The organism is Virgibacillus sp. NKC19-16, from assembly GCF_021560035.1.
GTDB lineage: Bacteria > Bacillota > Bacilli > Bacillales > Amphibacillaceae > Virgibacillus_L > Virgibacillus_L salidurans.
The window spans coordinates 330,337-353,686 of sequence record NZ_CP074373.1; the positions used below are offsets into that span (position 1 = coordinate 330,337).

Consider the following 23,350-nt stretch of genomic DNA (forward strand, 5'->3'; position numbering starts at 1 on the left):
GCTTCACCGTCAAATGAATCCTGTACCTGCTGCAGGGACGAGGAACCTGCCCCCTCGTCCCGCTTAAAATCGCCACTCTTCCCGCCGCTTTTTTCCTGCAGGTACGTTTGTCCAATGATCATTGCCTTGTCGATTGCTTTACACATATCATATACAGTTAATGCGGTAGCGGATGCAGCGGTTAATGCCTCCATTTCCACGCCCGTATTGCCAATTGTTTTTACTTCTGCGGCAATGTCTAATTCATACATATTGTTTTCCAGGGATAGCCATTCAAACGAAAGATCGACGCCGCTGATTGGGATAGGGTGGCACATTGGTATTAACGAAGATGTTTGTTTTGCCCCCATGATGCCGGCAACCTGGGCAACAGCTAATACATCTCCTTTTTTATTCTTCTGCTCTACGATATTTTCATATACATCCTGATTCATTTGTACACTGGAATGGGCAATTGCTTTTCGGGAACTTTCCTTTTTATCTGTAATATCAACCATTTTTGCTCTAGCCTGTTCGTTAAAATGTGTGAAATCTGTCAATCTATTCACCTGCTCCTCAAGTAATGTGATTCCAAGAACTCTATTACTAGTTTAATTCAGGCGGGAATGGAATTCAATAAGCCTGTGAATATCAGCGGGGATTGTGTTTTATTAGCGCTTGGACTCTGGTTATCAGCGATTACCTTCATTTTATCAGCGTATTAGCCAAAATATTTCGCTTTTTCTCTTGCATATCGTATAGTAATTACAAAAATGGAGGTGAAATTCATGGCAACAATAGAGGATTTTTCAAAGTTAGAAATTCGAATTGGTACTGTAGTAGATGCAGAACCCTTTCCAGAAGCGCGGAAGCCAGCCATAAAATTGGAGATCGATTTTGGTGAGGCGGGGATGAAACAGTCTTCTGCCCAAATTACCAAGAGATATGAGCCAGAACACCTTATTGGTCGTCAAGTAGCCGCAGTAGTAAACTTTCCAGACAGGCGCATCGCGGGTTTTAAATCAGAGGTATTAGTAATCGGAGGAGTTCCTGAAGAAGACGATGTGGTACTGCTAAAGCCGGACGCACCGGTTAAAAACGGCACGCCAATTTCGTAATATGTAAAAAGGCCGAAAATACATATATGCGGTATTCTCGGCCATTTTATTTTAAAAAATATAAGTGCATTAAGAAGAAATATTTTTCTCTAAATAAATTGATTTTTTGGTACCCTTAAGAAAATTATCGAGTGCGCTGCTTTTCTTTTCTGCCTCTCTATATCCTTGAATATATAAATCATCAAGTTTCGATTTATTACGTTCTATACGACTGGCTACCAATGGCTCATTCGGTTGTATGATGAACACCTCTCCCCGTTTTTCCATTTCCAGCAGCATCTTCATCTTCTTGTTATACGTAATATGGCGTTCTTTTAATGCTTTTGCAAATGCGGGGTGGTCTTTAAACGCCCGTTTGAAAAGCCAATTTAATTTTGTTGCTTTTTTTACATATCCTCTGTTTCTGGTGAGAACCACGATATGCTTTTTATTCGCGTTATCTATTGAAGGTGTGATGGGGATAGGGTCAGAGATGCCACCATCCATTAAGTTATTCCCTTTAAATGAAACACTTGGTGCTAGCAAGGGTAAAGAACTGGAAGCCCGAATGATTTTAAGCAGCTCATCCTTCGTTTGATAGGTATCGTAATGGATTGGTTTTCCTGTATTTATATTTGTAGTCCCAATTACAAATTTACTGTTTGCTTGAGAAAAAGCATCGAAATTAAATGGAATTAACTCATTGGGAATTTTATCAAAAATAAAATCCATTCCGAATAGGTCCTTTTGACGAAGCACCCGCCTGTAAGAAATGGACTCCGGGTTTTTCCCTAATGTAGTAAGTATTTCATAATTCCTTTCCCGTTGTTTAGCTATGAATGAACTCCCAATCAACGCCCCTGCTGATGCTGTTGAAACAAGTGGGAATTCTATTTCTTTATCAAGAAAGAAATCAAGTACGCCTGCAGTATAAGCGCTTCTCATGCCACCGCCTTCTAATACAAGGCCTACATCGTCTAACACATTAATACACTTCCTTTATTAAATATACTAAAAGTATAGCAGTTTTATGAGAAAGTAACCAATATGCCGTTTCTGGAATGTTTTTCTATAGCTCGGATTGTCAATTGGCTTTATTATACAATGTATGTGATGGTTTCTAATATATTATAAGTGAAGGGAAAATGGGGAGTTTATATAAAAATCAAAAGTGTGGTGAAAAACCTTGTTTAAAATTATGTTAATTGAAGATGACGCCAATCTTTTTCAAGAAACGAAGGAAAGGCTGTCCCAATGGTCTTATGATATCTTTGGGGTTACTGATTTTGATGCAGTCATCCAGGAATTCACAGCCATTCAGCCAGATTTGGTCATTATTGATATTCAGCTTCCTAAATTTGACGGATTCCATTGGTGCCGGATGATTCGTTCCCATTCCAATGTTCCGATTATCTTTTTATCGGTACGAGATCACCCTACGGATATGGTGATGTCCATGCAATTAGGGGCAGATGACTATATTCAGAAACCATTTCATTTTGATGTAATGATTGCAAAGATCCAGGCTATCCTACGCCGTGTCTATAATTACAACACGGAAAGTCAGTTCAAATTACATACATGGTGTGGTGCAACCGTAGATTATATGAAAAATACAGTCTCCAATGAAGTGGGTTCGATTGAACTTACGAAAAATGAAATGTATATATTGAAAGTCCTAATTGAAAACAAAAGCCAAATCGTCACCCGGGAAAAACTAATTGAGAGCTTGTGGAAGGATGAACGTTTTATTAGCGATAATACTTTGACAGTCAATGTAAACCGCTTGCGGAAAAGACTGGGTGAGCTAGGTTTAAGTCATTTTATCGAAACAAAGGTTGGACAGGGTTACATCGCTTTGGAAGAGGGACAAGTATGATGATAACATATATCATCGAAAGAAAAAGCTGGATCCTTCTCTTCTTGTTCACACAACTTGTTGTCATCCTTATCTCTTATATAGACGCTTCCATCCCGTTCGAATCCAGTTTCTATATCATTTTTTAAATATGCTTATTTTTATGATCTTTTTCATCATTCGTTACAACAAAGAGGCGAAATTCTATAAAAGCATGGATGAATGGGATAAAACCTCGGACTTAACAAGTATAATCGAGGCAGAGAGTCCTTTTGAAAAGATCGTCGAGGATAGTGTCACAATCCAAACAGAGCAGTATAGTAAAGGAGCAGCTGAATATTTGCAAAATATCGAAGAGGAACAGGATGACCTGACGTCCTGGATTCATGAGGTCAAAACACCTATCACAACAATGCAATTGATGATTGAGCGGATTGATGATCACACCTTAAAATCACAGCTAATGAATGAGTGGCTTCGTGTCCACCTCTTGCTTGATCAGCAGTTGCATCATAAGCGCATTCCTTTTATAAAAAATGATCTTTACATTGAAAAAATAGCATTGGAAGAGCTGATCTATACAGAAATTAAAGTACTCCGGTCATGGTGTATACAAAAAGGAATCGGCTTTGACGTTTCACTTGGAGCTGCAGAAGTACAGACAGATGCCAAATGGCTTTCATTTATGATCAGGCAGCTATTTACAAACGCGGTGAAATACAGCGAGGAATCAGATATTATTGTTAAAAGTTATGTCGCAAATGGACAGATAAAAATCCAGATCACCGATTCTGGGCGAGGCATTGATCCAAAGGATATCTCAAGTATCTTTGAGAAGGGGTTTACATCCACGATCAAACATCAGGACAGTTCAGCAACCGGAATGGGGCTTTATTTAACTAGAAAAGTAGCAGGTTCCTTAATGATTGATATTGAGGTAGACTCGAAATTAGGGGAAGGCACTACGTTCACTCTTACCTTCCCAAAAAAGAATGATTTCGTGCATCTTACAAGCATGTGACAAAAACGTCACATGCTTCTCTTATTTGTTCGGCGAATCGAAGGAAATAAGATGTTGATTCTTATATGATAAAACTATCAGGAAAAAGGAGTGATTCATCGACATGATACTTGAAGCAAAAAAAATTCATAAAAGCTACGGGAATAAATTTAATAAACAGGAAGTATTAAAGGGTATAGACGTTAACGTACAAAAAGGAGAATTCTTAAGCATCATGGGGGCGTCCGGGTCCGGTAAAACGACCTTGCTTAATGTCCTCTCTTCTATTGATAGGGTCAGTCAGGGAACGATAAAAATTGAAGGAAAAGAATTCACGGGAATGAAAGAGAAACAGCTGGCCGAATTCCGAAAGCATCATTTAGGCTTTCTTTTTCAGGAATATAATCTTCTGGATACACTGACAGTCAAAGAAAATATTTTACTGCCATTATCCATCACCAAAGTATCCAAAAAAGAAGTGGATCACACATTTCAGTCTATTGCCACAGAGCTTGGCATTTATGAGGTGAAGGATAAGTATCCGAACGAAATATCCGGCGGACAAAAACAACGAACATCCGCAGCACGGGCGTTTATTCATGATCCGAGTATTATTTTTGCCGACGAGCCAACTGGTGCATTGGATTCCAAATCCGCTTCTGATCTATTAAATAAGCTGAGCGAATTAAATCAGAAACGGAATGCAACTATTATTATGGTTACACACGACCCCGCTGCGGCAAGCTATTCCTCAAGAGTCATATTTATTAAGGATGGCGAGATGTATACGCAATTAAACAAGGGCGAGGAAACGAGACAAGAATTCTTTAAGGACATCATAAAAACACAGGGTGTACTGGGTGGGGTGCAAAATGAGCATTAATCATCTCATCTATCGAAACCTGAAAAAGAATATAAAGAATTATTACCTTTACGTTTTTGCACTGGTTTTCAGTGTCGCACTGTATTTTGCCTTTGTCACGCTGCAATATGATCCGTCTATGGACAAAGTAGAGGGCTCCATTAAAGGGGCTGCAGCAATACAGGCAGGATCTGTTTTGCTTGTCGCTATTGTCGCCGTGTTTATTTTCTATGCCAACAATATTTTTATTAAGCGCCGCAGCAAAGAAATCGGCTTATTTCAATTAATTGGCATGACTAAGGGAAAGATTTTTCGGATTCTCAGTGTGGAAAATGCCTGTCTGTACTTTGGCTCCCTTGTTATCGGCATCTTTATTGGATTTTCCGTTTCAAAGCTGATCGTGATGATATTGTTTAGAATCACTGGCGTAGAGGCAGTTACAACGTTACGTTTTTCAACCGAAGCACTGGTGCAGACACTACTTGTTTTTGCGGGAATCTATCTCTTCATTATGCTATTGAATTATATTTTCATTAAGAAACAAAGCATTCTAGTCTTATTTCAGGTTAAGTCTTCAACGGAAACAAAGGTGAAGAAAATGTCACTGTGGCAGATGATCATTGGCATCTTGGGAATCGGATTAATTATTTTTGGTTACTGTGTGTCTACCAAATTATTCAGCGGCGAATTTTCTATGATGACTGAATTATCTGCGGCCATACTCTTTATATTAGGTTCTGTCATTATCGGGACGTATCTTTTCTATAAAGGATCTGTCAGTTTCATCTTTTATCTCATTCGGAAAAGGAAAGATGGATACTTAAATCTTAATGATGTGCTTTCACTTTCCTCTCTTATGTTCCGGATGAAATCAAACGCCTTATTGCTCACGGTCATTACCACCATATCAGCACTAGCGATTGGACTCTTATCACTGACCTATATTACCTATTACTCAGCAGAAAAATCTGCAGAACAATACGTTCCAAGTCACTTTTCCATGATAAACACGGAAGATGCGGAACAGTTTACAAGTGCTTTGGAGGAAAATCAAATCCCACATAGTGAAACGCGTATAGATGTGATCCAGGTGGAAACGGATATATCACAAATCATGGAATCAAATGTTGATGATCCCGCATTACAGTATGATCCGAGCATCATGCAGTTATCTGTTGTCAGTGAGGAAGCAGTTGGGGCGTTCGATGTATCTCCTAAAGAAACCTATTTTGCTGGTTATAGTCAGGTGATGCAGCAAATGATGTCCTTGAATGAGTCAGGCCAAATCGTGATGGAAGGAGAAAATGAGTCCATTCCGCAAAATTATTTAGGATTAAGAGATGATTCCATCCTGCCTATCTATTTTACTGCTGGCGGGCTTCCGGTAGCAGTTGTAGACAACACAATCTTTCAACGGCTCGCACAGGATATTGACCCTGATATTCAAAGAGAATCATCTATTTACATCGGACTTGATATGAAAGATCGATCAGATATGGAACAAGCAAATGAAATTTTTCAGGACATGACGTTTAATGCGAATGCAAATTCTTCTCAACTCGGAACCAGCAACAGTCAAAAAATGAATATGGGTCTGATTATGTTTATCGTCGGCTTTTTAGGATTAGCCTTTCTGATTACATCGGGATGTATTCTTTATTTTAAACAAATGGATGAGGGGGAAGAAGAGAAGGGGAGTTATACTATCCTGAGAAAGCTCGGCTTTACACGAGGAGACATATTACGGGGGATTCAAATGAAACAACTCTTCAACTTCGGGATCCCATTGGTGATTGGATTATTGCATAGCTATTTTGCAGTGAAGTCTGGATGGTTCTTGTTCGGCACGGAACTGTGGACACCGATGATTCTTGTTATGTTGGTGTATACGGGCTTGTACTCTATTTTTGGGATACTCTCGGTAATCTATTATAAACGGTTGATTAAAGAAGCACTTTAATAGGTAATGCTTTGCCTCTGAAAATGCAGAAATTTATCACCAATGTCGAAAGTGCCCCTACCTCTTAGCGCAATCGTACGTGGCGAGGTGAATCGACAAAAATAGAAGTATATGATAGCCAAACGTTTGTTTTTAAATTGTAAAAATTATATAATATGATTAATAATTAAAATGAAGGAAAGGGGGTTAGGATTTGGGAGAAAAAGCAATTTATAACACGCAGCAAATCTGGATTAAACCGGGTCATCGGATGTTCGCTTATTTTCAAGATATGTGTGAAAACAGCAAGAATTTGTATAACACCACTAATTTTTACATTCGGCAAGTATACACAGGATTGACCACAAATAAACCATTACAATCATTGCAAGAAGAAGTATTAGATACGATTCATGCTAATGTCGAAAAGATAAATGTGAAACAATTAATAACATACGAAAAACGTCTGGCTAAAGAAAAGAAAAAACCAAAAGAAAAACAAAGCAAAGTTACTTGTAATCTCTTTGGGGTGCCTGATAAAAACAACCCGTATGTAAGTTATAACTTTTTAGATGCACTCTTTAAGCAAATCGAACAATCAGATTACCGATCACTTCCTGCACAAAACAGCCAATTTGTTATGCGTAATGTGTTTGATAACTGGAAGTCTTTCTTTGCGAGTTTAAAAGATTATAAAGAAAATCCATCTAAATATTTAGGAAGACCGAGAATACCAGGCTATATTAAGAGCGCAATGCGAATAGCTACATTTTCAAACCAAGATTGCATTATTAAAAATAAATGTTTGAGGTTTCCCAAAATAAAAGAAAAGCTTAACCTGGGAAAACTGGGTTACACAAATGAAAAACTAAAATCGGTTCGTGTGATTCCGAAGTACGGTCAATTTGTTGTGGAAATTGTTTTTGAAGGAAATATTGCCAAACCTATTTCCGAAATTCCGAAGCGTGTGATGGCGATTGATTTAGGAATTGATAACCTTGCAACCATTACAACAAACACAGGAAAGGCGCCTGTTTTGTTGAAGGGCAAAAATATCAAATCAATAAATCAGTTTTATAATAAAATACGTGCGTATTACAACCGTATTCTACGCCAAGGAAAGTCATCGAAAGAAGCATTGTTTTCATCTCATCGGCTTCAAAATCTCGATGCGCTTAAACATCGTAAATTAAAGGATTTGTTTCACAAAGCAAGCTTTTTTATTATGAGTATAGCTGAATTAGAAGATATAGATACCATTATAATTGGGCAAAATAAGGGATGGAAGCAAAACGCTAACATGGGGACAAAGAATAACCAGAGGTTTGTTGGTATTCCTTTCAGCCTGCTCATTAATATGATCAAATACAAAGCGGAGCGTGATGGTATTCATATCATTGTGACCGAAGAATCCTATACTTCTAAAGCTAGTTTTCTTGATGGGGACGATATACCAACTTATGGGGAAGAGATTGTTTCTAACTTTTCAGGGAAGAGAATCTCAAGCGGTTTATACCGGACAAAGGAAAACCAAATGGTTAATGCAGATGTAAACGGTTCTGCTAATATTATGAGAAAGTATTTAGTTAAAAAAGCGATCCCTTTATGCATCAAAGATGTTGAAATAAATCAGGTTTTAAGTTATCAAATCGCCTAAATGCAGTTCCGAAGGCTAGACCAACGGAATAGCGGGTCTGAGTGTGAATAGTCCACTGATGTCGCAGGTCCGGTAACGTTAATCGTTCGCTTTATAAGATCGATACGTTGCAAACTCCCATCTTCAAAACGTATCAGCGTTTAAGTGGGAGAAGTTGATTATCATGTTTAATAGCTAGGCTGACGGGAAAAGTCTAATTAGAGACAAAAGGAGTGAGACAATATGAATGTATTAGTTATCGGAGCGAATGGTAAGGTAGGTAAGAAGATTGTGCAGAAGCTTGCCGACTCCAAACACGAAGCGATAGCGATGGTTCGAAAAGAAGAACAGATGGATAAATTAAAAGAAATTGGTGCATCCAACGTAGTTCTCGCCGACCTTGAGAAAGATTTCAGTCATGCATTCGATGGTGTTGACGCAGTTATTTTTGCAGCAGGTTCCGGTGGATCAACAGGGGCAGATAAGACCTTGATCGTTGACCTATGGGGTTCCATAAAAGCAATGGACATGGCCAAGGAAAAAGGAATTAAACGTTTTGTACAATTAAGCTCTATTGGTGCCGGCAATCCGGATGAACAAGGTGATAAGATTAAGCATTATATGGTTGCCAAAGGAGTTGCCGACCGCAGCTTGCAAGCAACAGACCTTGACTACACAATCGTTCGCCCGGGTGTTCTTACCGATGAAGACCCGATAGGAAAAATCAAGACTGCAGACGTCTTTTCGAGCAATATTGATGATAAGTCTATAACAAGGGCGGATGTGGCACATGTACTTGTGAACGTGCTCGAACGTCCAAACACTTCGAAAAAAGCGTTTGAGGTCTTGCAAGGTGAGAAATCCATTGGCGAAGCGATGAATGCTCTATAAGATAGCGTAAGACGGTTTGGCCAGTATATGGCTGAGTCGTCTTTTTTCTTGCTGCACAAGTGCAACTAAGGGTGTCACCGAAAAGCTTGGTGACAACCAAGTTTTCTAGTATTTTTGATCTTTTTTTGCTAAGCTGTATCCTATAAGACTGCATTCAAAAAAGAATAGAGGAACAAATCATGGACTCCGAACAAAATAAATCAGATATGTTAGACACAGCGCCTGTTGGCAAAGTATTTTTCAAATATTTGATTCCTTCCTTAACCGGCATGATGCTGATGGCATTGAATATCGTGGTAGATGGGATTATGGTAGGAAATCGATTAGGTCCGGTTGCGCTTGCCGGAGTCGGTATTGCCTCACCTGTATTCACCATTTTCATAGCGATGTCGCTTTGGATCGGTATTGGTGGAGCTACGTTGTTCTCCCAGGAAATGGGCGCGAAAAAACCGAGACGTGCGCAGTTTATTTTTACCCATTCTATGGTGTTAATTGCTGTGTTTACCATTGTCATTGGACTATCTGCTTTTGTTTTTCAGGAGCAGCTTGCTTATATGCTTGGGGCAAACGAGGATACATTTCCTTTCACTATTGATTATTTACATATTATGTTGCTATTCGGCTTTGTTTTTACAGTAGAAAATGCATTGAGCACCTTTGTACGGAATGATCAAAACCCGAACCTGGCAATGATTGCACTAATTCTTACTGCTGTATCCAATATTGGGATAAACTATTACTTTTTATATGTATTAGAATTGGGAGTAGCTGCTGTAGCTGCAGGGACCATCATAGCGTCTTTTCTTGGGGTGCTTGTGTTGGCTATGCATTTCTTTAGAGAAGGAAATAATTTACGCTTTGTTCCAATTAAATTTCAGCGGTCTTTATTTCGAAATACAATGACCGTGGGATTTCCCAGCTTTTTATCGGAAGTCGGAATTTCAGTGTTTACAGTGGCTTTTAACGTCACGTTGGCTCGAATTGCAGGAACAGCTGGGGTTGCCGCGTTCTCTGTCCTGAATTATGTCCATGGTGTGATGCTGATGATGTTTCTAGGAATGGCCTCGGCCGTCCAACCACTAGTCAGTTATTATCACGGTGCTAAAATGGCGGAAAGAACAAGGCAGACATTGAAGATAGCACTACGAGTGGCCGTAATGGTAGGAGTTGCAGCATTTGCGATTGGTCAGCTAGCCACAAGAGAGATCGTATCGATTTTCGGGCAGTTTCCGGAAGAAGTCATGGAAATTGCTGTTACGGGAATTCGATTATTTTTCATAGCCTATCTGTTTATGGGGATCAATTTTGTCATGATGACTTATTTTCAATCTGTTGCACAAATACGCATGGCAACTTGGATTACCGCATCGAGAGAAATTATTTTTATGATGATCTTTATACTAGTGCTGCCGCTGTTTTTAGGCATAAATGGTGTATGGCTCTCAGTTCCATTGGCCGAGTTGGTAGTGATGACTACGATATTTATTTATGTGAAGCGGAATAGGGAATTTAGGAGGGCTTTTTCAAGTTGAGAAGTGAGTGGTCATGAGGGAATCATGGCGCCCGAAAACATTGGAAGGAGTCCAAAACGGTCGTCATGGAAACTTCATGACGACCAAAGACATGAAAAATTAGTCAAAACGGTAGTCATGAGAGCTTCATGACGCCCGAAAACGCGAGAAAGCTGTCAAGACAGTAGTCATGAGAGCCATCATGGTACCTACTCTAACTCAAAAGCCTTTGCCAGCAACTCTATCCCCCTCATCCGATTATGAATTCCTGCTACGTTCGGTATTATTGTTATTTCATCTGCTAGGTAAAGTTCGGCTATTCTCTCAATTTCTGCTTTTACTTGCTGTGGGTCCCCGATGATCATTCGCTTACGGTTCTCGTTTACTTTTCCTTCTTCAGCAACACTTATACCCCGTTTTTTGGCTGTTTGGATAGATGGATAGTAGGGTGACGGATTAGATGATTCGACAAATAGCAGCCATAAGTCAAAGGCCGTGGCAATTTCCTCCGCTTCTTCTTCTGTTTCCGCGACAATGGCGAAAACAGCTATCATTACTTTTGGTTTTTCCAGTAATGGAGATGGTTGAAACTGTTTTCGGTAATCGGCAACAACCTCGATGCCTGTTTCAGATGGCTTGGTAAAATGAGCGAAGGCATAAGCGGATCCATTTGCTGCTGCAATTTTTGCGCTCCCGCCACCTGTTCCAAGCATCCATAATTCCGGGACTGTTTGTACTTTTGGGGTTGCGATCAGATTACGGAAACGATGATCTTCTGATGTATCATCTGTTAGGAATTTGTATATATCTTCTATTTGCTGTTCATAAGATAGTCGTTCTCCTTTTTCTTCGTTCATCGCTTTATTAACAAGTCGGTAGCTAGGAGACCGACCGATTCCTAAGTCAATTCTGTCTGAGTGAAGGGCTTCCAGCATGCGAAAATTTTCTGCAACTTTGTAAGCACTGTAATGTGGAAGCATAATACCGCCTGATCCAATACGAATACGGTTAGTGGAAGTGGCTAAGTGCATCATAAGCATTTCGGGCGTACTTCCAGCAACAGATAACACGTGATGATGCTCTGCAACCCAAAAGCGCCTGTATCCGAGCTCTTCAGCATGTTTGGCTAGTTCTGTTGTTTGGAGCAATGCTTCTCTGGGGTCAGAGCCCTCATCTACAGGTGAATAATCGAGTATATTTAAGGCAATCATTTTAGAGCCCTCCTTATATCACGTACTGATTAACTTCAATTTTCTTACTTTTAGTTAAAGAAGGCAACTAATTGGTTTTTTAGCCCCCTTTCTACAACTATAATCGTTCGTATCCACTTGTGGGTGGTGTTCATCAGGAAATTTGATTTGTTTGCCACCAATTCCACCTCTCAAACGATTATACATATGAAGGAAAGGCCCTGTCCTCACTACAATAAAGTGATAAAGCGGCTAGGGGCAAACCAGGATAGACCCCCGAGGTATGATATATGGCTAAATGGTTTAAAATATAAATCACTGGAAACTGGTGGAATGTCATGTAATTGTCAATACTATTGTCTTTATATCATGTCAAAATGGGTTTATACTAGCTGTATAGTGAAAATTGAACTTCGGTCGCCTTTTTCCGAAATAATTACGATGTGAATTAATTTCGCACTAAATATAACTACACTTGTTCAATGGTGAACACGATTATTAGGGAGGTTTAAATCACGATGGAATTAGATACGGTCTTGATGAGCAGATTGCTTACTGCTATGACACTAGGCTTCCATATCATATTTGCAACCCTTGGTGTTGGGGTTCCTTTGATGATTTCAATAGCAGAGTTTCTTGGGATTAAAAAGAAGGATCCGCATTATACCATGTTAGCTAGACGATGGGCGCGCGGATTTGTTATTACGGTTGCAGTTGGTGTCGTAACCGGTACCGCTATTGGCCTGCAATTATCTTTAGTATGGCCTAACTTTATGCAGGTTGCAGGTAATGTTATTGCCCTGCCATTATTTATGGAAGTCTTCGCATTTTTCTTTGAAGCGATTTTCATAGGTATTTATTTATATACATGGGATCGATTTAAAAAGCCAATAACACATTGGTTTCTATCCATCCCGATTATCATTGGTGGTGGAATGTCAGCTGTATTTATAACAACAGTTAACGCTTTTATGAACACGCCGGATGGTTTTGAAATGGAGAATGGGGTTTTTGCGGCTGTTAATCCATTTGAAGCAATGTTGAACCCTGCTGCACCATCAAAAATATTTCATGTGTTAAGTTCGGCCTATTTAGCATGTGCGGTTCTTCTTGCTGCCTTTGCAGCTTTTATGCTGTTAAAGAAAAAGCTTTCTAAACAGGCATCTGCCTATCATAAAAAAGCACTAAAATTCACATTAACGGTTACGTTTGTATTCGCAGCTATTAACTTTTTGGCAGGAGATGTTTCGGCTAAGTTTCTTGCTGATGAACAACCGGAAAAATTGGCTGCAGCTGAATGGCATTTCGAGACAGAAGAAGGTGCAGATCTGATATTATTTGGCTGGCTGAATGATAATAATGAACCAGTAGGTGAGATCCGCTTCCCTAATGTACTTAGCTTTTTGGCACATGGTGACTTTAACAGTGAAGTAACTGGATTAGAAGAAACTCCTGAAGACTTGCGACCGCCACTTTGGATCCATTATATGTTTGATTTAATGGTAGTAATAGGAGGATTTCTCCTGGGTATATCACTGCTTTATCTTATTGTTAGTAAGGTGAAAAAATGGAATGAGCATAATAAATGGCTACTTTGGGGCATCGTTTTAAGCGGACCCTTAGCATTTCTTGCGATTGAGTTTGGCTGGATTTATGCAGAAGAGGGCCGGCAGCCATGGATTATACGCGGCTATATGACAGTGAGTGAGGCAGCAACGTCTTCACCTTACATTGGCTTAATGTTCTTATTGTTCCTAGGCTTGTATATCGTATTAGGAACATTATGTGTAGTAGTATTACGTAAGCTATTTCGTAATAATCCTGTCGAGGAAGAACTGGAAAAACAGTACCCAACCATAGAAAAGGGTGATGAATCATGAGTTATGAAATAGTTGGTCTTGCAGTGTTATGGATCTTTCTATATGGATACCTGATCGTAGCTTCTGTTGACTTTGGCGCGGGATTCTTTGCCTATTATGCAAAAGTCACGAAAAAAGATCACATTATTAATCAGTTGATATCCAGGTATTTATCGCCGGTGTGGGAAGTGACCAACGTATTCTTCGTGTTCTTCTTCGTTGGTGTGGTAGGATTTTTCCCGGACACAGCTTATTATTATGGTAGTGCATTGTTGGTTCCTGCCAGTATTGCAATCATATTGCTGGCGATACGAGGATCGTTCTACGCATTTGAAAATTATGGCTCAAAGAAAAGTAATGTGTATATGTTCTTGTATGGTGCAACCGGGTTATTAATACCTGCATCATTATCCGTCGCTTTAACATTATCAGAAGGCGGGTTTATTGTTGAAGAAAATGGGGTCGTTTCATTGCAGTATATGGAACTATTTACAAGCCCACTGGCATGGAGTATTGTCGGCTTAGCTATTGTATCGGTACTGTTTATCAGTAGTACATTTCTGACATTCTATGCTTCCTATGCAAATGATAAACCTGCATTGAAGCTTGTTCGGAATTATGCATTGTTCTGGAGTACGCCAACGATAATTGCTGGGCTGACAACATTTATTTTCTTAAGTCAGCATAATGAAAGGCATTTTCAAAACATGATGGATCTATGGTGGATGTTGGGCTTATCTGTAGGGTTCTTCATGATTGCCATGTGGCTGCTTTATCAAGGGAAACGTTATGGGCTGGCATTTATTAGTGTAATGCTACAATTCTTCTTTGCCTTCTTTGCATACGGAATAGGTCATTATCCGTATATCTTGGACCCGTATATCACCATTGCAGATGGTGCAACACATCCATCCATGGGAATTGCCTTGATTGTAGCGTTTATTGGTGGCCTTCTTTTATTAATACCTTCTCTAATTTTATTAATGCGGTTATTTTTATTCGACGCGGATTATGTGAAGGGGAAAAAATAATGACATATGAGCTAAACAAATCTGACGTTGGGGGGATTTGCATATAATGTCTAGTTTAAAAGAAATAGCATTCACACAGAAAAAAAGCATGTTATTTCTGCTTATGTCAACTGTAGTAACAGGTGCAGCGATTATCGCTCAAGCTTATCTTATCGTTATGATCGTTGATGGTGTCTTTTTGCAAGGGGCATCTTTTCAAGAAATCCTCCCAGCCTTGGGGGGATTATTGCTCGTTCTTCTAGCAAGGACGGCGTTCAGCTATATGAACGGTCGTAAGGGTATTCAAATGGCAGCAAAAGTGAAGGCTGATTTTCGCAAACGTATCTTAGCTAAATATTCGAGAAATCCTATGCAGGCCTCTTTGCGTGGGCAGTCAGGACAGAAGGTAAGTGTGATGATGGATGCTGTCGACGAAATTGATAACTATTTCAGTCAGTATATTCCTCAAATGATTCAAACATCTTTCATCCCGCTTTTGGTTCTCGTTGTTGTTTTCACACAACATGTGAACACAGGCCTTATTATGATCATCACCGCACCGTTCATTCCTATTTTTATGGTCATCATTGGCATGAAAACCAAACAGAAATCAGAAGAACAGATGGATGAGCTTGCGGCGTTTTCCGGACGCTTTCTGGATACATTGCAGGGACTTACTACACTTAAATTATTCGGGCGTGCAAAACAGCAAAAAGAAGCGATTGAAAAGAGCAGTCTAGGCTTTAGGGATGCGACGATGGAGATATTAAAAGTTGCCTTTACTTCTTCTTTTATGCTTGAGCTGATTTCGATGCTTAGCATTGGGCTGGTGGCTCTTGAATTGGCGATCCAGCTTATCATTTATGAAAGTATTTCCTTCTTCACTGCTTTCTTTGTGCTCGTACTGGTACCTGAATTTTATACGTCATTGAAAGAACTTGGCAGCACCTTCCATAATGGCAGAAGCAGTATGGGTGCAGCCAAAAAGGTGGCAGATGAATTAGAAGCGACTAGTCAGGCAGTTAGTTGGGGGAGTGAGAGCTTAAACAAAGAAGCAACTCCGCCGAGCATTGATTTACGTGAGACTGGCTATAGTTACGGGGAGGATCAGTTTGCATTAACAAATATTGATGCACAAATTCGACCATACGATGCGATTGCCATTGTAGGCAGGACCGGATCAGGGAAAACAACACTGCTGCATTTGATTGCAGGCTTAATCGGACCTTCAGCAGGCGATATCGTTATTAATGGCAGGTCGCGAGCAGATTATAAAGAAAGAGAATGGTTTGATCAATTAAGTTATATTTCGCAGCACCCGTATATTTTCTCCGGGACCATTGCTGAAAACATCGCAATCGGTGGAAATGCTGATGTCTCCAGGAGCGACGTGGAGCAGGCTGCTGAGAAGGCGGGAATTGCTGCTATGATTCAATCCCTGGAAGACGGCTATGACACTCCAGTCGGTGAAGCAGGCAGAGGCCTTTCAGGTGGAGAACAACAACGACTTGCTATCGCAAGGGCGTTTCTGAAAAATCCATCGGTGATTCTTTTTGATGAGCCGACAACCGGGCTTGATTTGCAAACAGAGCGTATCCTGCAGACATCGATCAATGAATTGTCCGAGAACGCCACAGTCATTACTGTCGCACATCGCCTTCATACGATTAAGAATGCGGATCAAATTCTATTCCTGGAAAACGGAGAGCTGATTGCAACAGGAACTCACGTTGCGCTTATCAATTCGGTAGCTGAATATCGAGCTATGGTAACTGTTCAGCAAGGAGGCTTGGCAGAATGAAAGATTTAGCGATTGTCATCAAGTTAATGATGGTAGAGAAGAAGGATATTCTTTATTCGATTATCTTTGGCTTTATTGCCGGTATTGCCGCTGTTGGCCTCTTTTCCGCGAGTGGGTACTTAATTTCAAAAGCTGCTTTTGCCCCGCCGTTATATACACTGATCATACTAACGTCATCAGTAAAGCTGCTCGGTTTAACAAAAGCAATAGCTCGTTATGCAGAAAGATATTTTTCCCATCGGGCGACATTTACGATTTTAAGTAACCTGCGCGTTTCCTTTTTCGAAAGGTTAGAACCATTAGCTCCCGGCATTTTTCAAAAATATCGAAGCGGGGATCTCCTTTCGAGAATTGTTGGGGATGTTGAAAGTCTGCAGAATTTCTTCTTGCGCGTGTTTTATCCACCGATTGTATTAGTTATGGTGTTCTTAAGCACTATTTTATTCACAGCATTCTTTTCCTTTTCTATAGCTGTTGTGTTGCTTGTTGGTCTGATTCTCACAGCTTTTGTCGTTCCGGCATTATTTGCTATTAGACAAGCAAAAATAGATAGTGATGTAAGAGAAGGAAGAGGGGTACTTTCGACAGAGGTTACTGAATTCCTCCATGGGTTCAGGGATTTAAAAATATACCAGAAGCTTGATGGAAAAGAGCAACAATTACTCAAGTCATCTGATACGTATATTAATGAGCAGGAAAGAGAAGGCGTTAATACATTGTATAATCAATCCGTGAATTCCTTTGTAACGCTTGTTGTATCCTGGTTTGTATTGGCGCTCGGGGCATATTTAATCGTAAATGGTCAATTAGAAGGAATTTTCCTGGCAATGCTTTTGATGATTTCCTTAACGGTGTTTGAAGATGCTGGTCCTATGGCTGTTTTCCCAATCCATATGCAGGACAGCAGTCGAGCGGCAACACGCCTTTTCTCTGTTGTTCGTGAGGAAGATGAAGCGGAAGAAGGAGCTTTGGAAGAGATTCAGTCAAATATGGCACCATCTATCGAAATGGAGCATGTTACGTTTGCCTTTCCAGATGAATGGCGGACAGCTGTGAAAAATGTTGACGTGAAGCTTCCTGCGGGTTCTAAGACGGCAATTGTTGGACCAAGTGGTTCTGGGAAATCAACGTTACTGCAGCTGTTATTGAAAATTAGTCCAGCAGATCAAGGTGACATTCGTTTTAATGGCGTTTCTATTGATCGATTAAATGAAGAAAGCATTTGGAAAGAAGCGAATGTCGTTCTGCAGGAAAATCATTTTTTCTATGGAACAGTAAGGGAAAATCTGCTTTTGGCCGGTGATGAGTTGACTGATGAGGAATTGAATACGGCGTTAGCAAACGTACAGCTGGAACATTTTGACCTAGCAGACCCTGTCTTTGAAAAAGGAGAGAACCTTTCCGGTGGAGAAAAACAACGGATTGCGACTGCTCGGGCGATGCTAAAGGGAGGTCGTCTTTGGTTATTGGATGAGCCAACATCTTCAGTCGATGCACTGACGGAGCACTCCATTTATGGGCATCTTCACGAAAAAGCAGCGAATGACACGCTCATGTTAGTCAGTCACCGCTTAAGGGGTCTTGAAAAAATGGATCAGATTATTGTGATGGAGCAGGGCGCAATTATTGAATCCGGTACGTTTGAGGAATTGATGGATGCGAAGGGTTATTTTTATGAAATGAAGGAGATTGAGAAGAGTTTGTTGTAGGGGATAGCGTTCAGTTATTCCCATTTTTTTATTTAGAGATATTGAAATTTTCCCTCATTGTCTCTATGCTTAAAGAGACTATATGAAGATGGGAGCAGGGCAATGTTTAAAAGGGGTTTACGCATTAGTTTAATTATGTTGGTATTATTTTTGGTTGCTTGCAATGATGAACAAGATGCTGCGTCCGGTGATGAGCAAACCACGAATGATGAACAGAACGAAGCGGTAGAGGAAGCTGAAGAGGAAAGCATTTTAGATGAGCTTGAGTCCGTAACGGAAATCGAGTCCAGAGAAGATATGAAAGCACAACAAGCGGGAACATTGGTATCGGATATTACATTGGAGCAAGAGCTGGAAGACCCAACCGATAAAGAGCTAGCCCCGTCAGTTGTTACAAATTTAGAAGAAGAATCGGAAAAGATCGCACAGGCCACGCAAGACCCGGATGAAATTAATAAAGCATTTATTCATTTGCTTGGAACACCTCATTATCAAGAATTGATTGAAAAAGCAGAGGAGTTTGAGCCTGATTTTGAAGATCCGTTTCTTCCGGATCCAGGCAAGTCTGAAGAAGAAATCGAGAATGAACCTGCTAATGGAAAAGCAATTATTTTACTTGATGCAAGTTCAAGTATGTTATTAAGTGTGGATAATGAAGTGAAAATGGATATAGCGAAGGATGCTGTAGAGCGCTTCGGGGAAACTATCGGGCAGGACAATGATGTTTCATTAGTTGTATATGGCCATAAAGGCTCTGAATCAGAAGCGGATAAGGAATTGTCATGTAATGGAATTGAGGAGATTTATCCAATGAGTTCCTATGATGAAGCGGAATTTGCCGATGCATTATCTAGTTTTGAGAGTAAAGGGTACACTCCATTGGCAGGGGCCATCCAAAAAGCGGCAGATATGAGCAGCGACTTCACGGAGCCGACCACTGTGTATGTCGTTAGCGATGGCGTTGAAACATGTGATGGGGACCCTGTCGAAGAAGCTGAAATTTTTGTAGAGGATAGTGAAGACAAATCGGTAAATATCATTGGTTTCAATGTGGATCAGGATGCGGAAGAGCAGCTCAAAGCAGTTTCGGATGCCGGCGAAGGGGAGTATTTTTCAGCAGATAATGCAGATGAATTGAAAACAACCATTGAACAAAAGTGGCTCCCATCCAGAATCGATTTGGCATGGGCTTTCACAAAGGCACCTGATTCATGGGAGATTCTCGCAGAGTATGACCGTTTTGATGAAGATGTAAACCCAATAAAAGCCGTTATTGACAGTGAAGCTTCCAGGTATTCAGAAGCTCTTCAGATCTTAAATGATAGGGATCTAGTAGAACCTGAAGTAAGTGAAGAAGTTCGGGAGCTTATGCAGGAAAGATCCAGTAAAATGCAGGATCTAATAAGCGATTTCAGTACTGAAAAGAAAGATGAAGTCGAAGCAATTGCAGATGAAATACGTGAAGAAGTAGATGAATGGACGGAAGAAATGAGGAAGCAAAAGGATGAAAGAGGGGATTTGTTTTAGCTAAATGAAAGTAGGAATGCTGTGTAGTTTATTTACCGTGGAGAAAATATAAATTCATATAACATTTAGTACACTATTATTTATTGGTATGGCAACGTTTTAATGAAAATCTTATATTTTAACATTGTCTTAAAGGCATTGTTGATAGTTAATAATTGATTTTCTAAAACACCTTTTAATTTAAATGCTATGTTAGCCTATATTAGGAAAATGTATTTTTGAAAAGTATTAGCCAGATATTGTAGTTAAACTAATGCAACAGCAAGTTGAACAAGTTATACATCGAATAGTTTAAAGTTAAGGCATTTCTTTGAAATAAGAAATGCTTTTTTATATTTTTATCTGAAATATAAAGTCCATAACAATAAATAAGTTGTCATTATCAATAAAAATATATTGTTAATCAATAAATAACGTGTTAATATAAATATAAAATAAATAAGAGAGGTGCTTTTTATGAAACGAGGTTCAACGTTATTTTTAAAGTTAGCTATTTTTGTTATTGGGGCTCCAGTTCTTGCTTTTTGCATATTTATGGTGCCTACTATAACTAAGAATGTAGTAGAAGGACTTTCGGGATGGGATTATGTGATGCTTGGCATTTTAACCATTATGTATCTATCGGCAATTCCATTTTACTTTGCGTTGTATCAGGCATTTAAACTTTTAGACTATATAGATACAAATAATGCGTTCTCGAAATTGTCTGTAGGATCTTTAAGGAAAATAAAAAAATGTGCAATCACAATAAGCAGTTTATATGTGCTCGGATTGCCGCTTTTCTATATCTTTGCTGAGCTAGACGACGCCCCAGGTGTTGTAATTGTCGGGATGATGTTTGTTTTTTCCCCGTTAGTGATTGCAGTCTTTGCAGCTGTTCTCCAAAGGCTTTTACAAGAAGCGATTAATATGAAATCAGAAAACGATTTAACGGTCTGAGGTGAAAACAATGGCAATTGTAATCAATATTGATGTGATGTTGGCGAAAAGAAAAATGAGTGTAACAGAACTTTCGGGAAGGGTTGGAATCACAATGGCTAATCTTTCTATATTGAAAAATGGAAAGGCAAAAGCGATTCGATTATCAACTTTAGATTCGATCTGTAAGGCTTTAGAATGTCAGCCTGGAGATATCTTAGAATACCAAAGCGACGATACCCATGATTAATAATAAGCCTTTGGAAGCAACAAATATGAGGGCACTAAACAGCTTGTTTGTTTTTGGTTGGGAGGATGCCCTAGCTTGTTTGATTCCTATTGCTATATTTCCTCTTTGACTTTTACACAAATTATCCCACTTCCCTTCCTTCCAGGGTATGACTGGGTTCATGGCCCGCTATTAATGAACCTGTCAATAATGGTCTAAGAAACGTTGCTATTTATAATCATATTATATTTTAACGGTAAGTGAACTTCTTAGTAAGAATGCGTAGGGTTCTTACTTACATTTTTAATTTATCCGGACGCACCTCATATCATCTAAATATACGCCCATAACTGATTTATAAATTCATACCCAAAGTAGACACTAAATCCAAACAAAATCAATGCGGCAATGATAGAAACCCATTTTAAAATAGCTTGATTTAATAACTTTCTTGTGTAATGAATAATACTCATTAAACCTAAATCGTGGATTAATATGCCAATTAAAATTCCGGCTGCAACGATAATAAAATGCACTTGACTCTCACCAGTAAGAGAAGACGCTAGTAACGGCCCGAAAATACCAATCCAAAACACAATATTTGCTGGAGAAATAGCCATTAAAAAGCCAGAAGTATAAGCCTTTGCTAATGACTTCCTTGGCGCAGAACCACTGAAATCGACAGGTGTTCGTGATTCTTTTAAACTATCGGCACCAATGACTAACAAGAATATAAATCCTAGCAACCACATGAAGATTTCTACCATCGGATGTGTTAATAGAGGCGATAGCCCAAAATAAATCAATGTAATTAATGTTAAATCGATCGTCATTCCACCTAAACCTACGAACCAACCACTTAAAAATCCATTCCGCAAAGCCTGCTTAACCATCTGTACGGTCATTGCTCCAGGTGCCATGGATAGTGCCAGACCTAATAAAATATAGGAGAGTAGTGCAGTCATGATGAGATGCTCCATTCTTAAGTTGAAGTAATTCGTATATTTTATAGTAAAAGTGTTTCAATTTCAATTAACTGTGTGGATCGCTGTTAAATAGACGGTTAGTGCTGATAAATTGGGCAACCGCTGATAAATGAGCTTTCCGCCGAATTTTAGCTGAAATAGTCGTCAGCGTATTGATTTTCAAGAAAATATACCCAACGATTCTATCCGTCTAACAGCCACTCTCAATCGTTCTTCATCTACTAAAAGCCCAACGCGTATATAGCCCTCTCCGTGTTCCCCGAAGCCATTGCCTGCTGCAACTGCTACATCTGCCTTTTCAAACAGAAGATCAGAGAAACCCTCACTGGTATATCCTTCAGGAACCGGCAGCCATGCGAAAAATGACCCTGTTGGAGCTTTAATATTCCAACCAATGCGCTCGCATTCGGTAACGAGTACATTTCGGCGGGATTCATAAAGTGCTACTTGTTTATCTACACAGGACTGGCTACTCGTTAGTGCTGTGACGGCAGCTTCTTGCACGGCAGGGAATATACTAACAAATAAGTGATCTTGCAAGAGATTGATAGCTTCAATCATTTTTGCGTTTCCGACAGCAAATCCGACCCGCCAGCCTGCCATGTTGTATGTTTTCGACAATGTATACAACTCTATTCCGACTTCTTTAGCACCGTCTGCTTGCAAAAAGCTTACCGGTTTTTCATCATCAAAACCAATGGCTCCATAGGCAAAGTCATGAACAATTCCTATATTCGATGTTTTAGCAAGACTCACCGTTTCTTTGAAAAATTCAATGGACGCAGTTGCGCCTGTCGGGTTATTGGGATAATTTAAATACATTAGTTTTGCTCGGGTCTTTTGCTCATCAGTGAGCAGGCCATATTCAGGTAAAAATAGGTTTTCTTCCGATAAAGGCATGGTTTCATAGGTTACATCTGCAAGACTCACGCCGGATAAATAGTCCGGATAACCCGGATCTGGAAGCAACATCACATCTCCTTCGTTCATCAACGCAAGAGGAAGCTCAACCAATCCTATCTTTGCTCCAAATAAAATCGCTACTTCCGTGTGGGGATCAATATCGACGTCGTATTCCCGTTTATAGAAATCGGCAGCAGCCTGTTTTAATTCAGGAGTCGCTTTGAAAGGGGAATATTTATGTGTTTTCGGGTCCTCAGCAGCCTCTTGTAGTGCTTTTACAATGTGGGGCGGTGTCGGCTGATCAGGATTTCCCTGGCCAAGGTTAATAATATCTCGCCCTTGCCGAGTGGCATCAGACACTTTCTGGGCAAGTGCTGCAAAGAACTGGTTAGGTAAATTTTTTAGGCGATTTGAAAAATCCATTGTAGCAACCCCTTTTTAAATA

At 39.7% G+C, this 23,350-nt stretch carries 18 protein-coding genes and 3 pseudogenes; 16 read left to right on the top strand and 5 right to left on the bottom strand.

Annotated elements, in window-relative coordinates:
* Positions 1–53 precede the first annotated feature (53 nt).
* Positions 54–539: pseudogene (gene moaC, locus KFZ58_RS01840) on the bottom strand (cyclic pyranopterin monophosphate synthase MoaC); the annotation flags it as partial.
* A 228-nt stretch (positions 540–767) separates the two neighbouring features.
* On the opposite strand from moaC, the gene csaA reads away from it, so the two are divergent.
* Positions 768–1,097 carry a chaperone CsaA gene (csaA, locus tag KFZ58_RS01845; protein WP_235793176.1) on the top strand — a complete coding sequence of 110 codons (330 nt, stop codon included), beginning with the start codon at positions 768–770 and terminating at the stop codon, positions 1,095–1,097.
* 69 nt (positions 1,098–1,166) lie between these two features.
* Here the strand turns inward: csaA and KFZ58_RS01850 are convergent, their stop codons facing one another.
* Positions 1,167–2,060 carry a patatin-like phospholipase family protein gene (locus KFZ58_RS01850; protein ID WP_235793177.1) on the bottom strand — a complete coding sequence of 298 codons (894 nt, stop codon included), beginning with the start codon at positions 2,058–2,060 and terminating at the stop codon, positions 1,167–1,169.
* A gap of 202 nt (positions 2,061–2,262) precedes the next feature.
* Here KFZ58_RS01850 and KFZ58_RS01855 point away from each other — a divergent pair, with 202 nt between their 5' ends.
* The 7 genes and pseudogenes from KFZ58_RS01855 to KFZ58_RS01885 all read left to right on the top strand — a co-directional run bounded on the left by KFZ58_RS01855 (position 2,263) and on the right by KFZ58_RS01885 (position 10,794).
* The gene (locus KFZ58_RS01855) at positions 2,263–2,955 is read left to right on the top strand and encodes a response regulator transcription factor (protein ID WP_235793178.1); all 693 of its coding nucleotides are present in this window, start codon (positions 2,263–2,265) and stop codon (positions 2,953–2,955) included.
* Positions 2,952–3,955, top strand: a pseudogene (locus KFZ58_RS01860) (sensor histidine kinase). Before KFZ58_RS01855 ends, KFZ58_RS01860 begins: the two are co-directional and overlap by 4 nt.
* 103 nt (positions 3,956–4,058) lie before the next feature.
* Entirely contained in the window at positions 4,059–4,817 is a 759-nt protein-coding gene (locus KFZ58_RS01865; protein WP_235793179.1) for an ABC transporter ATP-binding protein, read from the top strand.
* On the top strand, positions 4,807–6,756 hold the full coding sequence (locus KFZ58_RS01870; RefSeq protein WP_235793180.1) for an ABC transporter permease: 1,950 nt from the start codon (positions 4,807–4,809) through the stop codon (positions 6,754–6,756). Before KFZ58_RS01865 ends, KFZ58_RS01870 begins: the two co-directional genes overlap by 11 nt.
* A 193-nt stretch (positions 6,757–6,949) precedes the next feature.
* Positions 6,950–8,392, top strand: coding sequence for an RNA-guided endonuclease InsQ/TnpB family protein (locus tag KFZ58_RS01875; protein ID WP_235793181.1), 1,443 nt, complete (start codon positions 6,950–6,952; stop codon positions 8,390–8,392).
* A gap of 222 nt (positions 8,393–8,614) precedes the next feature.
* Positions 8,615–9,262 (top strand): SDR family oxidoreductase, encoded by a 648-nt coding sequence (locus tag KFZ58_RS01880; RefSeq protein ID WP_235793182.1) that lies wholly within the window; start codon positions 8,615–8,617, stop codon positions 9,260–9,262.
* A gap of 179 nt (positions 9,263–9,441) precedes the next feature.
* On the top strand, positions 9,442–10,794 hold the full coding sequence (locus tag KFZ58_RS01885; protein ID WP_235793183.1) for an MATE family efflux transporter: 1,353 nt from the start codon (positions 9,442–9,444) through the stop codon (positions 10,792–10,794).
* 188 nt (positions 10,795–10,982) lie between these two features.
* On the opposite strand, the gene KFZ58_RS01890 is transcribed toward KFZ58_RS01885, so the two are convergent.
* Complete coding sequence (locus KFZ58_RS01890; protein WP_235793184.1) at positions 10,983–11,984, bottom strand: LLM class flavin-dependent oxidoreductase; 1,002 nt, start codon at positions 11,982–11,984, stop codon at positions 10,983–10,985.
* 497 nt (positions 11,985–12,481) lie between these two features.
* On the opposite strand from KFZ58_RS01890, the gene KFZ58_RS01895 reads away from it, so the two are divergent.
* The 8 genes and pseudogenes from KFZ58_RS01895 to KFZ58_RS01930 form a co-directional block, all read left to right on the top strand.
* On the top strand, positions 12,482–13,843 hold the full coding sequence (locus KFZ58_RS01895; protein ID WP_235793185.1) for a cytochrome ubiquinol oxidase subunit I: 1,362 nt from the start codon (positions 12,482–12,484) through the stop codon (positions 13,841–13,843).
* Positions 13,840–14,853: a cytochrome d ubiquinol oxidase subunit II gene (locus KFZ58_RS01900; RefSeq protein WP_235793186.1), complete on the top strand. Its 1,014-nt coding sequence runs from the start codon at positions 13,840–13,842 to the stop codon at positions 14,851–14,853. The genes KFZ58_RS01895 and KFZ58_RS01900 overlap by 4 nt, the downstream gene beginning before the upstream one ends.
* A 46-nt stretch (positions 14,854–14,899) precedes the next feature.
* A complete protein-coding gene (gene cydD, locus KFZ58_RS01905; protein WP_235793187.1) occupies positions 14,900–16,633 on the top strand; it encodes a thiol reductant ABC exporter subunit CydD in 1,734 nt (577 codons plus the stop codon).
* The gene (gene cydC / locus KFZ58_RS01910; RefSeq protein ID WP_235793188.1) at positions 16,630–18,342 is read left to right on the top strand and encodes a thiol reductant ABC exporter subunit CydC; all 1,713 of its coding nucleotides are present in this window, start codon (positions 16,630–16,632) and stop codon (positions 18,340–18,342) included. Before cydD ends, cydC begins: the two co-directional genes overlap by 4 nt.
* Positions 18,343–18,477: 135 nt before the next feature.
* The gene (locus tag KFZ58_RS01915) at positions 18,478–19,869 is read left to right on the top strand and encodes a vWA domain-containing protein (RefSeq protein ID WP_235793189.1); all 1,392 of its coding nucleotides are present in this window, start codon (positions 18,478–18,480) and stop codon (positions 19,867–19,869) included.
* A 456-nt stretch (positions 19,870–20,325) separates the two neighbouring features.
* Entirely contained in the window at positions 20,326–20,808 is a 483-nt protein-coding gene (locus KFZ58_RS01920; RefSeq protein ID WP_235793190.1) for a DUF2975 domain-containing protein, read from the top strand.
* A gap of 10 nt (positions 20,809–20,818) precedes the next feature.
* On the top strand, positions 20,819–21,037 hold the full coding sequence (locus tag KFZ58_RS01925; RefSeq protein WP_235793191.1) for a helix-turn-helix domain-containing protein: 219 nt from the start codon (positions 20,819–20,821) through the stop codon (positions 21,035–21,037).
* 25 nt (positions 21,038–21,062) lie between these two features.
* A pseudogene (locus tag KFZ58_RS01930) lies at positions 21,063–21,196 on the top strand (DUF817 domain-containing protein); the annotation flags it as partial.
* Between the two features lie 152 nt (positions 21,197–21,348).
* Here the strand turns inward: KFZ58_RS01930 and KFZ58_RS01935 are convergent.
* Entirely contained in the window at positions 21,349–21,984 is a 636-nt protein-coding gene (locus tag KFZ58_RS01935; protein WP_235794633.1) for a LysE family translocator, read from the bottom strand.
* Positions 21,985–22,161: 177 nt separating this feature from the next.
* On the bottom strand, positions 22,162–23,328 hold the full coding sequence (locus KFZ58_RS01940; RefSeq protein ID WP_235793192.1) for a pyridoxal phosphate-dependent aminotransferase: 1,167 nt from the start codon (positions 23,326–23,328) through the stop codon (positions 22,162–22,164).
* Positions 23,329–23,350: the final 22 nt, after the last annotated feature.

Excerpts from the sequence above, each read along its gene's own strand:
- csaA (WP_235793176.1), top strand. The coding sequence starts at position 768 with ATGGCAACAATAGAGGATTTTTCAAAGTTAGAAATTCGAATTGGTACT.
- KFZ58_RS01865 (WP_235793179.1), top strand. The coding sequence starts at position 4,059 with ATGATACTTGAAGCAAAAAAAATTCATAAAAGCTACGGGAATAAATTT.
- KFZ58_RS01870 (WP_235793180.1), top strand. The coding sequence starts at position 4,807 with ATGAGCATTAATCATCTCATCTATCGAAACCTGAAAAAGAATATAAAG.
- KFZ58_RS01880 (WP_235793182.1), top strand. The coding sequence starts at position 8,615 with ATGAATGTATTAGTTATCGGAGCGAATGGTAAGGTAGGTAAGAAGATT.
- KFZ58_RS01885 (WP_235793183.1), top strand. The coding sequence starts at position 9,442 with ATGGACTCCGAACAAAATAAATCAGATATGTTAGACACAGCGCCTGTT.
- KFZ58_RS01890 (WP_235793184.1), bottom strand. The coding sequence starts at position 11,984 with ATGATTGCCTTAAATATACTCGATTATTCACCTGTAGATGAGGGCTCT.
- KFZ58_RS01895 (WP_235793185.1), top strand. The coding sequence starts at position 12,482 with ATGGAATTAGATACGGTCTTGATGAGCAGATTGCTTACTGCTATGACA.
- KFZ58_RS01900 (WP_235793186.1), top strand. The coding sequence starts at position 13,840 with ATGAGTTATGAAATAGTTGGTCTTGCAGTGTTATGGATCTTTCTATAT.
- cydD (WP_235793187.1), top strand. The coding sequence starts at position 14,900 with ATGTCTAGTTTAAAAGAAATAGCATTCACACAGAAAAAAAGCATGTTA.
- cydC (WP_235793188.1), top strand. The coding sequence starts at position 16,630 with ATGAAAGATTTAGCGATTGTCATCAAGTTAATGATGGTAGAGAAGAAG.
- KFZ58_RS01915 (WP_235793189.1), top strand. The coding sequence starts at position 18,478 with ATGTTGGTATTATTTTTGGTTGCTTGCAATGATGAACAAGATGCTGCG.
- KFZ58_RS01920 (WP_235793190.1), top strand. The coding sequence starts at position 20,326 with ATGAAACGAGGTTCAACGTTATTTTTAAAGTTAGCTATTTTTGTTATT.
- KFZ58_RS01925 (WP_235793191.1), top strand. The coding sequence starts at position 20,819 with ATGGCAATTGTAATCAATATTGATGTGATGTTGGCGAAAAGAAAAATG.
- KFZ58_RS01940 (WP_235793192.1), bottom strand. The coding sequence starts at position 23,328 with ATGGATTTTTCAAATCGCCTAAAAAATTTACCTAACCAGTTCTTTGCA.